At 49.9% G+C, this 13127-nt stretch carries 14 protein-coding genes; all 14 read right to left on the bottom strand.

What is annotated here, in order from left to right; all coding sequences use genetic code 11:
• Positions 1 to 186: 186 nt before the first annotated feature.
• The 14 genes from spo0A to amaP all read right to left on the bottom strand — a co-directional run bounded on the left by spo0A (position 187) and on the right by amaP (position 13056).
• A complete protein-coding gene (gene spo0A, locus ACZYR9_RS24445) occupies positions 187 to 993 on the bottom strand; it encodes a sporulation transcription factor Spo0A (RefSeq protein WP_488981019.1) in 807 nt (268 codons plus the stop codon).
• Positions 994 to 1212: 219 nt separating this feature from the next.
• Entirely contained in the window at positions 1213 to 2556 is a 1344-nt protein-coding gene (gene spoIVB, locus ACZYR9_RS24440; RefSeq protein WP_488981024.1) for a SpoIVB peptidase, read from the bottom strand.
• Positions 2557 to 2685: 129 nt separating this feature from the next.
• Positions 2686 to 4386, bottom strand: a complete 1701-nt coding sequence (recN, locus tag ACZYR9_RS24435; RefSeq protein WP_488981018.1) for a DNA repair protein RecN — start codon at positions 4384 to 4386, stop codon at positions 2686 to 2688.
• A 19-nt stretch (positions 4387 to 4405) separates the two neighbouring features.
• Complete coding sequence (gene ahrC / locus ACZYR9_RS24430) at positions 4406 to 4855, bottom strand: transcriptional regulator AhrC/ArgR (RefSeq protein WP_488981017.1); 450 nt, start codon at positions 4853 to 4855, stop codon at positions 4406 to 4408.
• A 33-nt stretch (positions 4856 to 4888) separates the two neighbouring features.
• Positions 4889 to 5356 carry a hypothetical protein gene (locus ACZYR9_RS24425; protein ID WP_488981016.1) on the bottom strand — a complete coding sequence of 156 codons (468 nt, stop codon included), beginning with the start codon at positions 5354 to 5356 and terminating at the stop codon, positions 4889 to 4891.
• 69 nt (positions 5357 to 5425) lie between these two features.
• Positions 5426 to 6277, bottom strand: coding sequence for a TlyA family RNA methyltransferase (locus ACZYR9_RS24420; protein ID WP_488981015.1), 852 nt, complete (start codon positions 6275 to 6277; stop codon positions 5426 to 5428).
• A gap of 17 nt (positions 6278 to 6294) precedes the next feature.
• On the bottom strand, positions 6295 to 8202 hold the full coding sequence (dxs, locus tag ACZYR9_RS24415) for a 1-deoxy-D-xylulose-5-phosphate synthase (protein ID WP_488981023.1): 1908 nt from the start codon (positions 8200 to 8202) through the stop codon (positions 6295 to 6297).
• A 98-nt stretch (positions 8203 to 8300) separates the two neighbouring features.
• Positions 8301 to 9206 (bottom strand): polyprenyl synthetase family protein, encoded by a 906-nt coding sequence (locus ACZYR9_RS24410; protein ID WP_488981022.1) that lies wholly within the window; start codon positions 9204 to 9206, stop codon positions 8301 to 8303.
• Complete coding sequence (xseB, locus tag ACZYR9_RS24405) at positions 9206 to 9463, bottom strand: exodeoxyribonuclease VII small subunit (protein ID WP_210020933.1); 258 nt, start codon at positions 9461 to 9463, stop codon at positions 9206 to 9208. The genes ACZYR9_RS24410 and xseB overlap by 1 nt, the downstream gene beginning before the upstream one ends.
• Positions 9432 to 10814, bottom strand: a complete 1383-nt coding sequence (gene xseA / locus ACZYR9_RS24400) for an exodeoxyribonuclease VII large subunit (protein WP_488981014.1) — start codon at positions 10812 to 10814, stop codon at positions 9432 to 9434. Before xseA ends, xseB begins: the two co-directional genes overlap by 32 nt.
• 6 nt (positions 10815 to 10820) lie before the next feature.
• A complete protein-coding gene (gene folD / locus ACZYR9_RS24395) occupies positions 10821 to 11687 on the bottom strand; it encodes a bifunctional methylenetetrahydrofolate dehydrogenase/methenyltetrahydrofolate cyclohydrolase FolD (protein WP_488981013.1) in 867 nt (288 codons plus the stop codon).
• A 24-nt stretch (positions 11688 to 11711) separates the two neighbouring features.
• Positions 11712 to 12170, bottom strand: coding sequence for a transcription antitermination factor NusB (gene nusB / locus ACZYR9_RS24390; protein WP_488981012.1), 459 nt, complete (start codon positions 12168 to 12170; stop codon positions 11712 to 11714).
• 70 nt (positions 12171 to 12240) lie between these two features.
• Positions 12241 to 12480 carry a DUF2273 domain-containing protein gene (locus tag ACZYR9_RS24385; RefSeq protein ID WP_488981011.1) on the bottom strand — a complete coding sequence of 80 codons (240 nt, stop codon included), beginning with the start codon at positions 12478 to 12480 and terminating at the stop codon, positions 12241 to 12243.
• A 15-nt stretch (positions 12481 to 12495) separates the two neighbouring features.
• Positions 12496 to 13056 carry an alkaline shock response membrane anchor protein AmaP gene (gene amaP, locus ACZYR9_RS24380; RefSeq protein ID WP_488981010.1) on the bottom strand — a complete coding sequence of 187 codons (561 nt, stop codon included), beginning with the start codon at positions 13054 to 13056 and terminating at the stop codon, positions 12496 to 12498.
• Positions 13057 to 13127 lie beyond the last annotated feature (71 nt).

Raw genomic sequence — 13127 nt, 5'->3', positions numbered from 1 at the left:
ACAACATGAGAAACACCGCGCTTTCTGCTTAATCATATCATTGCCTATATTATACCACATTACCGCGGTGTCGTGATAAATTATTATTGTAAATAGAAAGACTGTTGAGACTTTCTCAACAGTCTGAAGGGCCATCATCGGCCCTTATTTTTTATGCTTTGTATGATCACACTACTCCTTACCCTTTCAAGAAACCTTGTGCTCAATTCTGAGCTTATCCGCTACCATGGCGATGAATTCGCTGTTTGTCGGCTTTGCTTTGGAAATATTAATCGTGTATCCGAACAAATGACTGATGCTTTCGATATTGCCGCGCGTCCAGGCGACTTCAATCGCGTGGCGGATCGCCCGTTCAACACGGCTTGGTGTCGTTTTGTATTTCTCAGCGATGGCCGGATACAGCGTTTTGGTTATCGCTCCGAGAATTTCAATATTGTTATACACCATGGTAATGGCTTCACGCAAATATTGATATCCCTTGATGTGAGCGGGAACCCCGATTTCATGAATGATCGTAGTAATGTTGGCATCCAAATTTTTCGTTTTTGGCAAATGAACGATATTAGCTTTCGATTGCACCGAAGCGGAAGACATCATCGACATCGTTTGGTTCGGACCAACCAATTGACGAATGCGGTTCGTCAGAATTTCCATATCGAAGGGCTTCAATATGTAATAAGAAGCGCCGAGCTGAACCGCTTTCTGTGTAATATTCTCTTGGCCAAAAGCAGTCAGCATAATGATTTTCGGCTGTGGATTCAGATCCATTTCACGGAGCTTCTCAAGCACACCGAGGCCATCCAAATGCGGCATGATAATATCAAGAATCAGCACATCCGGAACTTTGGGACTTTGTTCGATTAAGCGAATAACATCGTTTCCGTTGTAAGCTACACCTGCTACCCTCATGTCTTCCTGGTCGTCGATAAATTCAGATAATAAATTAGTGAATTCACGGTTATCATCCGCTAAAAGAACTTCAATGGTTTGCAACAGAAAGCTCTCCCTTCATTTGCGACAATATACGCTAGCATTATTTTCCTTATTTATTTTCCTTAGTATATGCTTTCGACAGGCACTTTAAAATTCCTTCTGTCGAATATTATTTTTGTGGATTTTTTATCAGTTTTATTTTATAATAAATAATTTAATTCATGATTATACATTTTTCGACATTAACTCATGTTTTCCGAACCAAAAAAAGAAGGCGAATTAGCTCGCCTTCTTTACCGCCGCTTGTTCCGGATATCCTGTCGACCGGAGCATGATCCCTGCATCCTGCAGCATCCATTCGATATAACAGCCATAGCCGCTCGTCGGGTCATTGACGAATACATGTGTGACCGCTCCAATAACCTTTCCATTCTGAACGATCGGACTTCCGCTCATTCCCTGGACAATTCCTCCTGTTTTTTCCAGAAGACGGCTATCGGTTATTTTGATGACCATCCCTTTGGTTGCAGGATATTCCTGCTTGGCTACATGAACGACTTCAATATCGAACTTCTCGACTTTCTGTCCTCCAACCACCGTATAGATTTGTGCAGGACCTTCTTTGACCTCCTCCGCAAAGGCGACCGGAAGCGCCTTGTCGCTCAGACTGTGGGAAGGTGCCTCGTACATTTTGCCGAAGATACCGAACTGCGTGTTTTTCTCAATGTTCCCAATGGCCTTGCTTTCTCGTGAGAACTGGGCTCTTTTTTCGCCGGGCTCACCGTTTTGGCTTTTCGATATTGAAGTCACATTGGAGTGAACAATCTCTCCGTTGCCTACTACAATCGGAGTCTGAGTATCCATGTCGGTAATGACATGACCTAGGGCACCATACACGCCTTGATCCGGAGCATAGAAGGTCAGTGTACCGACGCCTGCTGCGGAATCGCGAATATACAGTCCCAGCCGGTATGCTTTATCAAGCATATCGTAAGCTGGATTTATTGGAATTTCAAGCGTCTGATTGCTGCGCACAATCGTTAAAGAAATGGGTTTGTTGCTTTCGCCTGCCGCTTTGACAAGCTCCGCGACCTTACTGACATCGTTCACGGGCTTTCCGTTCATCTTGATAATCAAGTCTCCAAGCTGTATTTTCGCTTCTTCTCCCGGAGACGTCTTTTTATTTTCTGAAACGGCTACGAGGTGATGACCAACAACCATAATCCCCGCCGATTTCAGCTTTACACCGATGGTCTGTCCGCCAGGAATCACTTTGAGATCAGGTACGACATTGACCTTTACCGTCTTTAGCGGTATTTTGCCAAACAGCTTTAGCTGCATTTCCGCTTGTCCGGCTTTGTAGGACTGCAAAGAAATAGGATGATGAAGATCCACTTGGAATGAGTGCTCGGCTGTTCCATTGACTTTCACTATCTCCGGATGGTTTACGATAACCTGGGCATTCACCGGCATGGATAGCTGTAATTGGGCTTGTTGACCGGTAAAAAGGCGAAGCTCCTCGGGGAATGAGGCAAAGCTGCGGAAAGGGGTGGTTAGGCTACCCCAACAAACGAAGAGGACGAGCAGTAATCCAATCAATCTTTTTCTCTGGTTGGAACTCAATTCGCTCACACTCCCTTGCTTCCTCTGCTTAGCGGCACCTTATCCTGTACGCCAGGAGCACCGCTGATGTGTACCTTTAAGGTAACCCCCGTCTATTTCTTTTATAACACCAAAATGGTGCCACCCCCGTTAGGCCATCCTTGCTTTTTTATCATTTGCCAGAGCAAGCATTTCTTGAGCGTGCTGAAGCGTCTTCTCCGTAACCTCTACTCCGCCCAGCATACGGGCCAGCTCATGAATCCGTTCGTTAGTACCCAAGTCATCTACATTTGTATATGTACGGTCTCCGTCCGTTGTTTTGTGTATACGATAATGCGCATCGGCCATACAGGCCACCTGAGGCAAATGGGTAATCGAAAATACCTGGCAGCTATGCGACAGCTTGGACATTTTCTCAGCAATCGCCTGTGCCGCTCGTCCGCTTACCCCGGTATCCACCTCGTCAAAGACGAGAACCGGAATCCGGTCGACCCTGGCGAATATCGACTTCAACGCCAGCATGACCCTGGAAATTTCACCGCCGGATGCGATTTTGCTCAAGGATCGAAGCGGCTCACCCGGGTTCGCCGAAATGAGAAACTCAACTTGATCGGCGCCGTCTCTTGTCAGCTTTCGGCTATCCAACGGTGCAAAATGCACTTGAAACTGCGTTCTCTCCATATGAAGCTCACGAAGCTCAGCTACAATTTCCGCCGCGAGACGTTCGGCTACGCTTTTTCTCAGGCGAGTCAAATCGTCGGCAAACTTTTGAAGAGCAGCAAAAGCGGCTTGCTCCTGTTTCTCCAGCTGCTGCAGCTTCTCATCTTTATTTTCAATCAAATCCAGTTCATGCTCGATTTGGTCGGCATAGGCCAAAATGTCGGAGACAGTATCTCCATATTTTCTCCTAAGCGACGAGATTGTATCCAACCTTTGCTCGATAAAATCAAGACGGGACGGATTAAACTCTACCTCGTCCCGGTAATCCCTGATTTGATAAGCCGCATCCTCAAGCTGATAATAGGAGCTCTGCACCTGTTCGGTAAGCACCTGAAGCCCGGCCGCGTCAAGTCCTGCAATATCCTGAAGCTTCTGCATGGCACGGCGCACCGCATCGAGCCCTTTGCCCGCCCCATAGATCAGTTCATAAGCGTCCGCAGCTCCCGTATACAGCTTTTCCGCATTCCCCAGCTTTTGTTTCTCCTCGGCTAAAGCTTCATCCTCACCGGGCTTTAATTGGGCCGAGCGTATTTCATCCACCTGAAAACGGTACAGGTCGATCATTTGTAAATTCTGCTTGCTCGTATCCTGAAGCTCCCTGACTTGCTTGCGTATGATTTGATAAGCATCATATGCTTCTTGGTAGGCTTGTCTTACGGGAGAGATTTCCCCATCTCCGAACAGATCGAGCCAGCGAAGGTGCTCCTCGACTTTAAACAAGGATTGATGCTCATGCTGCCCGTGAATGTTCACAAGCCATTCTCCCACTTCTTTAAGCATGGCCAAATTAACAAGCTGACCGTTAATGCGGCTTGTGCTTTTTCCTTGTGCCGTTATTTCCCTGCGTATGATAAGATGCTCATCCGGGTCCGCCTCTATACCCAAACGTTCCAAAACATCCCATACCGGATGGTCCGGACTTATCCCGAACATCGCATCAATAGAAGCTTTGTCGCTCCCGTAGCGTACCAGGTCGGAAGAGCTTCGACCCCCGGCGATCAGACTCAACGCATCGATAATAATCGACTTTCCGGCGCCGGTCTCCCCCGTTAATACATGAAAACCATTTTTGCAGTGCAATTCAACGTGTTCAATCACCGCCAAATGGCGGATCGTCATTTCCAGCAGCATGGTTTCACCTCATTTGGCTTCAGCTAAGCATTCCAAGAATTTGATTTACCACATGCGCGCTTTGTTCTTTCGTGCGGCAAATAATCAGAATAGTATCGTCGCCGCATATTGTTCCCATGATCTCGTTCCATTCCAGGCTGTCAATTAAGGCCCCTATTGCATTGGCCGTGCCTGGCAGGCTCTTTAATACAACCAGATTTTCGGTGTAATCAATATGTACAAAATGATCGTTCAACGCTCTGCGAAGCCGCTGCAGCGGATTATAGCGCTGATCGGCAGGCATCGAATACTTGTATCTCCCGTCATCAAGCGGAACTTTCATTAAATGCAGCTCTTTGATGTCACGGGAGATCGTAGCCTGCGTTACGTGAAAACCGGCGGCACGAAGCTGCTCTACCAGCTCATCTTGCGTTTCAATCTCGTTATTTGTAATGATCTCGCGGATCTTGATATGTCTTTGGGCTTTCATGGTATCCTCCCTGCTGCGTATGGGGTTATCGCATTATTCTTCGTACAGCTGCACATCGAACACAAAGCAATGAACCTTTCGCTGCCGCAGGTCCACATATAATACACCGGCCGTATTCGGATAAACCAGCTGGTACACCAGCAGCCGTTCGCGTATCGAGCTTCCCGTCCACTCCACCGGCTTGCGGTCCTTAGCCAGCTTAACCGCATAATACAGCCCATTTTTTGAGACCATATAATCAATAAACAATCTGCTTTGCAGCATTTCTCCATCCCCTGCCGATATCTCGATGGGAATGCGTCTTTTTCCGCTTTTCACTTCAAAACCGTGTTCTTCCAACAAACGTGTGGTATCATCATCAGGCAGCTCTTCATCATAAGCAAAATTAAAAGGAACAGCTTGCTCCACTGTCTCCCGCATTTTGCCCCGTACATAATAGAATGCCCATATCACAAGCACCGCTATAATCAGCACAATGACCGCTCCATCACCGGTTTGCATGGAATCACCTCGAATACCTATTCGAGAAACAGCCTTCCGTATCCTCTAAAAAAACAAAAAACTCATCCATTAAGATGAGCTCTGCATGCTTTGCGACTCTTCAACAACCTCGCGGATGTGCTGCTCCAGTTCGGAACCGGACCATCCGGGCTCGTCCGTATGGGATTGGGTCAAATACGCTAAAAACTCGATATTCCCTTCACCGCCCTTAATCGGGGAAAAGGTTATGCCCTTTACGGCAAATCCGGTGTCCTGAGCAAACTGAAGGACGGTTCGCAGTACTTCCCGATGGGTTTCGGGCTCCCTAACCACACCTGATTTACCTACCTTCTCTCTGCCCGCTTCAAACTGCGGCTTTACCAATGCAACCACTTGACCCGAGGGTGCAAGCAGGTTTTTTAGGGGAGGCAAAATCAGCTTCAGGGAAATAAACGATACGTCGATGCTGGCAAAGGCTGGCTGGGGTCCCTTCAAATCCTCCGGCTGCATATAACGGAAATTCGTTCGTTCCATGACACTGACGCGCGGGTCCTTGCGAAGCGACCAATCCAATTGATTATAGCCCACATCAACGGCATAAACGTGAGCCGCTCCATTTTGAAGCGCACAGTCCGTAAATCCGCCGGTTGACGCGCCTATATCCAGCATGGTGACGCCTTGAAGATCAATACCGAATGTTCGCAGCGCTTTCTCCAGCTTCAATCCTCCACGGCTGACGTAGGGATGCAGCGCACCCTTGACGACAATCTTGGAAGAGCGAGGAATTTTTGTGCCGGCTTTATCCACCGGTTCATCCTCAACAAGCACCAGCCCGGCCATAATGGCCGATTTTGCTTTCTCTCTTGTTTCATACAAGCCGCGCTCGACCAGCAGAAGGTCGAGGCGTTCTTTATCCGATTTATCCGCTTTGTCTGCTGCCATAAATAGCTCCTTATTTCTTACGCCCGCTGTTTTTTGCGCGGGACGAGCGCTTGCAGTTCGGTTACAAGACGCTCAGCCGTCAATCCGACTTCCTGACGCTGTTCCTTCACAGAGCCATGCTCTACGAAATAATCGGGAACGCCAATCAGCTTCACCCGCATGCCGTATACGTTCTTCAGGGAATAAAACTCAAGCACGCCGCTACCAAAGCCTCCCATTTGAGCGCCTTCCTCAAGTGTAACGACCGGAATATCTTCTTTGGCCAGCTGCATCAGCATCGCTTCGTCCATCGGCTTGATGAACCGGGCATTAATGATCCGAACGTGAATACCTTCTTTGGAGAGCAGCTCCGCCGCTTCAAACGCAATGGGAATCATCGGCCCCATGGCTAAAATCGCAGCGTCCTCTCCCTGCCGTAAAACTTCCCAAGTGCCGATCGGAATCGGGCTCATAGGTCCATCCATAGATACGCCCAAACCGTTAACCCGCGGATAACGCACGGCAATCGGTCCGTCATTATAGTCGACCGCAGTCTTCATCATATGCCTCAGCTCGTTCTCATCCTTAGGCATCATCAAGACCATATTCGGGATGCTGCGCAAATAGGCAATATCATATACCCCTTGATGCGTTTCCCCGTCCGGTCCGACAAAGCCGGCGCGGTCAATGGCAAAGATGACATTCAGGTTTGCCCGGCAAATATCATGGACAACCTGGTCGTAAGCCCGCTGCAGGAAGGTGGAATAAACGGCAAATACCGGCTTCAAGCCAAGGCTTGCCAATCCTGCCGAGAAGGTAGCCGCATGCTGCTCTGCAATGCCGACATCGTACATGCGGTCCGGAAATGCCTTTGCAAAATGGAGCAGACCCGAGCCGCCCGGCATAGCCGGCGTGATAGCCACGATTCGCTTGTCTTGATTTGCAAGCTCGATTAAGGTATTGCCGAACACTTCCGTGTACATCGGCGGTCCGACGGATTTGAGCACTTGACCGGATTCTATTTTGTAAGGAGTAATCCCGTGCCATTTGTGCGAATCCGCCTCTGCCGGTGAGTATCCTTTTCCTTTGAGCGTAATGACGTGAACAAGTACGGGACCATTGACTTTGTCCGCCTGCTTCAGCGTTTCAAGCATCAGAGGCAGATTATGACCGTCCACCGGTCCAAGGTACGTAAACCCGAGCTCCTCGAACCATACCCCCGGAACGACCAAATATTTGAAGGAGTCCTTTAAACGTTCCGCCGTTTTGGCCAGGGTTCCGCCAATGGCAGGTATTTTTTTGATCAGATGTTCGAATTCTTCTTTGGCCTTTACGTAATGACGGTCCGAACGGATTCGTCCCAAATAATTATGCAAAGCGCCGACATTCGGCGCGATGGACATTTCGTTATCGTTAAGAATGACCATCAATTTTCTTTTTTCATGTCCGATATGGTTCAGCGCTTCTAAAGCCATACCCCCGGTAAGGGCGCCGTCACCGATCACCGCAATGACGCGATTCGTTTCACCCTTAAGATCACGGGCCGCCGCCATCCCCATCGCAGCCGACAAGGATGTACTGCTGTGGCCGGCTTCCCACACATCGTGCTCACTCTCGGAACGCTTTATAAAACCGCAAAGACCCTTGTATTTACGCAGCGTATCGAACTGATCTTTACGTCCTGTCAATATTTTGTGAACGTAGGATTGATGTCCCACATCGAATATGAATTTATCTTTCGGACTATCAAACAAATAGTGCAGAGCAATCGTTAACTCGACAACACCAAGGTTGGGCGCGAGGTGACCACCGGTAGCCGAAAGCTTCTCGATCAGAAACTTTCTCGTCTCCGCCGCCACTTGCTCCAGCTGTTCCACTGTAAGACCTTTAAGGTCATCAGGTTGATGAATTTGATTGAGCAGCACGCTTGTTCCCCCGCTTTCCATGGTAAAATAGATAATCAATGCCGAGCCGTTGCTTGATATCATGAAGTATAGCACAGGAGAAGTCCCGTGCTCAAATCAAACATGATTCAACCGACATCTCAATGATCCCGCTTCATCAAGAAATCGGCAAGCTGAAGCAGCCTCTCAGGCTTAGGAAACCCAGCTTGCATAATCGACGCCTTGGCTTCCCGGGTCAGCTCCTCCACCTTGGCTTCGGAAGCTTCGATCCCTATAAAGTAAGGATAAGTAACTTTCTGCTGCTTCACATCGCTTTGTACCGGTTTACCGAGCTTCTGTTCGTCCCCGACCAAATCCAAGATGTCGTCCTGGATTTGAAATGCAAGGCCGATACAGGTGCCGAAATGCTCAAGCGCAGTCAGCTGATGATCGCTTGCTCCGGCGATTCGACCGCCTGCTTTTAAGGAAAACACAATCAAATCGCTGGTTTTGTGCAAATGGATATATTCCAGCTCCTCGAGTCGGGTAACCCCTTGCTCCCCCAGCATATCCGCAGCTTGGCCGCCAACCATGCCCGGAGCGCCGGCAAGGCGTGAAAGCTCTTCCACGATATCCGCAACGGTCTCTCCCGAAACTCCATGCTTTCTAGCCGATTGAACAATCGTATGGAAGGCATGGGTTAACAGAGCATCACCGGCAAGTATGGCCATCGCTTCACCGAACACCTTGTGATTCGTCGGCTTGCCCCGGCGGAAGTCATCGTCGTCCATGGCCGGCAAATCGTCATGGATCAGAGAGTAGGTATGAATCATTTCAACGGCCAAAGCAGCCGGCATGGCTGCTGCGGCGTTGGCGTCAAGCGACTCCGCCGCCGCCAACACAAGAATCGGACGAAGGCGCTTGCCACCGGCCATCAGGGAATACATCATCGCCTCGCGTAAAGGGCCCGGGACGCTCCACTGGGACGGTATCGATGTCTTCAGCTCCTGTTCGACAAGCAGCGCCTTTTCCTTAATATACGTGTCAATCCCGCTCATAGGTTCAATCATCGGGTATCCCCTTTATCTCCTTCGTCCGCTTGAAACGGCTTCTTGACCATGCCGCCCTCCTGCTCAAGCAGAACCTCGATTTTCCTTTCTACCTGCTCCAGCTTGCTGCTGCACAATTGCGACAGCTTCATCCCTTCCTGGAACAGCTCGATCGCCTGCTCTAGCGGCACGTCTCCGCTCTCCAGCTGAGCCACAATGCGCTCGAGCTGATCCATGGCTTGCTCAAAGCTTGGCATCGCTTCCTGATTTGTCATCGACTTTCTCCTCCATTGACCAAACATGACAATCGATTCGCCCGTCCGTTAGCCTTAGCTTCAGGATATCGCCGATTTGGACTTGGTCTATCGATTTAATCAACTGTTTTTCCTTTTCGTCATACACTAAACCGTAGCCGCGCTGCATAATTTTCAGAGGGCTTAGCGCATCCAGCTGCCGAATGCCGGCTATGAGCTCCTGCTGCTTTGCCTTGAGCACCCCCTGCATGGATTGCCGCAGCTGCCGCGTTGAGACATCCAGCCGCCTTCGCGTGTAGACAATTTGCTCTTTCGGATTGAAGGAGGCCAGCCGGCGGTCGGAACGCATCAGGCGTTCCCCCGATTTCGTTACACGATTGCGAATCTTGTAACCCAGCTGCTCCCGAACCCTGTCAAGCCTCTCGGCCGGCTGCAGCAGCAGCTGCCGTCTGGGGTTCGTCAAATAGGGCGAACGCTGGAGCCGCTTCAGCCTCTCCCTGCCGCGTTCGAGCTGTTTGGCCAGCCCCCCGTAAAGCTGCTGCTTGTAATAACCGATCTTCTGCATGAGCTCCAAATGGTGCGGCACGGCAAGCTCGGCTGCTGCCGTTGGCGTTGCCGCACGCAAGTCGGCGGCAAAATCCGCAATCGTAAAGTCCGTCTCATGTCCTACCGCGGAGATGATCGGCAGTACCGAAGCATTGATGGCCCGCGCAACGATTTCCTCATTAAATGCCCAAAGCTCTTCCAAGGAACCGCCGCCGCGGCCGACAATCAATACATCGACTTCGTTCATCGCATTCATATCCTGGATCGCTTTCACGATCGAAGGCGCCGCCTGCTTGCCCTGTACCAATACAGGATATAAAAGAACAGGCACGGTCGGATGGCGGCGCTGCAGCGTGGTGATAATATCGCGTACGGCAGCTCCGGTCGGCGACGTAATGACTCCGATCGCTCTGGGAAACTTAGGGATCGGTTTCTTCCGGTCCGTAGCGAACAGCCCTTCGGCTTCAAGCTTTTTCTTCAGCTGCTCAAACGCCAGAAACAAGCTCCCGATCCCGTCCGGCTGCATCTGTGTTACGTAGAACTGATACTGCCCGTCCCGTTCGTAAACCGAAATATTTCCGCAGGCAAGCACTTTGGTGCCTTCCCTCGGAATAAATGCCAGCTTTTGATTATACGAAGCGAACATAATGCTTTTTAACCGGCTGTCCGCATCCTTTAACGTAAAATACATGTGCCCGCTGGAATGATGAGTAAAGTTGGAGATTTCTCCTCTTACCCATACATTTTGCAAACGGTCATTGCCCTCAAGCAGCATTTTGACCAGCCGGTTCAAATCCTTTATCGAATATACTTGTTTATCCTTCATAGCGGATCACAAAGCCGCTTGTGCGCCTGCCGACCGCTGCGCCGCTTCCAGCGTATTGCGAAGAAGAATGGTAATCGTCATCGGACCGACGCAGCCTGGAACGGGCGTTATGTAGCTTGCCGTATCGAGCACATCGTCGAAATCAACGTCTCCCGCCAGCTTCCCGGTTTCGAGCCGGTTAATGCCCACATCGATCACTACCGCCCCCGGCTTGATATGCTTGCGGTTGATCATTTTGGCCTTGCCGACCGCCGCTACAAGGATATCCGCCTGGCGTGTAATCTCCTCCATATTCTTAGTGCGCGAGTGACAAACGGTTACTGTCGCATTTTCTCTAAGCAGAAGAATCGCCATCGGCTTGCCGACGATATTGCTCCGGCCGACGACCACAGCATGCTTGCCTGCGATGTCCACGCCGATCTTCTTTAAAATCTCGATCACTCCTGCAGGAGTACAAGGAGCCGGCCCTTCTTTACCGATCATCAGATTGCCGACATTGACCGGATGGAAGCAGTCGACGTCTTTCTCCACAGCGATCGCTTCAACCACACGCTCTTCCGAAATGTGCTTCGGCAGAGGGGACTGTACAAGAATACCGTGAATGGCGGAATCCTGGTTCAGCTTGGAAATCAAGGCGAGCACCTCAGCCTCCGGCGTTTGCTCGGCAAGCTTGTACACCTCGGAATGCATTCCCGCCTCTTCGCAGGCCTTTGCTTTATTGCGAACGTATACGTGTGATGCCGGATCGTCCCCGACGATGACCACGGCCAGTCCCGGACGAACTCCCTGCTGTGTAAGCTGCTCAACCTGCTCTTTGATTTGCGCGCGATAGGCGCTCACGATTTCTTTACCATTAATCACTTGTGCGGACATCTCACCCGTACCCCTTTCCTTTGTTCAGACTTTCGGCGTCTGCTCCCGCAGCTTATCCAAATCCTTGATCATCTTACCGAGAACGCCATTGACGAATTTCCCCGATTCCTCCGTCCCGAAATTCTTGGCCATTTCGATTGCCTCATTCACGACTACCTTGGCAGGTACATCCTCTTTATACACCATCTCGTAAGTTGCCAGTCTCAATATTTCACGGTCTACTTTGGACAATCTGTCGATTTGCCAGCCTTTTAAATAATCTGCCAATAAACTATCGATTTGCTGCTTATTCTGCGTGGTCCCTTCCACAAGCTCGATCACATCAACCGGCGATATCTGATCCCGCTCCCGTGTCAGCTGTGCTTCATCTTCGCCTCTTGCCTCTTCAACGACGTGAGCAATCGCGTCATTGGACGTCACTTCGTTCATCTCAATTTGATACAGACTTTGCAGCGCAAGCTCCCTTGCCAATCTTCGTCTCATTAACCAATAAAACCTCCTGTTGGTTCACTTAAAGGCTCATTAAAAAAATCCTTAGGCTATCCCAAGGATTTTAGCGGAACAATCTCCATTTGTCCATTAGCCAGCGCCAAGTGTCTTCTGCGGGAAACACCGGCTCGTTCCGGTCCAACTTTTTCCCTATATAATAACCAGTATATACGATCAGGACAAAGATTAACATACGCCACAAGCCAAAGAACAAATATATCATTCCCAAGACGCTCCCGGCAAGGACGCCGAAGGTTTTGCCCCTGTGCTTTTCCCGCAGTTGTTCCCATATTTGCATCCACATCCGGGAAGCTCACCTCTATTCCACTCGACTTTTGAAAGTCGGGGACGATTGCTGGATATTCGCAACGAAAACAGTCACATGTGCAACCGGAATACCCGTGATTTCTTCAATGTGATTTTTGACATTGGCCTGAATCTCCTCTGTCAGCGCCGGAATGGAGCTTTCGCCGTCAACGATGGCGCGGACTGTGATCTCAAGCCCCGCTTGGCTAACCTTAACGCGCGAACGTAAATCCTTCACACCGCGTGTACGGCCCGCCGCTTTAAGCGACAGATTCTCAACCGTATCGAGCGAAATGCGGATGTCTCCAATTTCGGTTCTCTGGTCAATGGAAGGCACATCCGGTTTCCCCCGTCGAACGGCCAGATAAAGAAAACGGATGCTGATCAGAAAAACCGCAAAGGTAATCGAGATGAATATGACCGCCGTGTCCAAATCATAATATACGTCATGGACAAAATTTTCTGCAGCGACTGGGGGAATGAGTCCGAAGGCTGAGAACAATAGAACGACGGAAGCAATGAGTATAGCGCAGCTGAAAAGCAATAGCAGCAGTCTGTCGAGTACTTTTACCACGTATTCCGACTCCTTCCGAAATATGGAGGAAACCCCCAGACGATGAGGTATGGGGGTTCAACCGGGCTTTA

Source organism: Paenibacillus sp. F024 (assembly GCF_057814255.1).
Note: the sequence above shows the minus strand (reverse complement) of the source record. Positions and strands in the feature narration are given on the sequence as shown.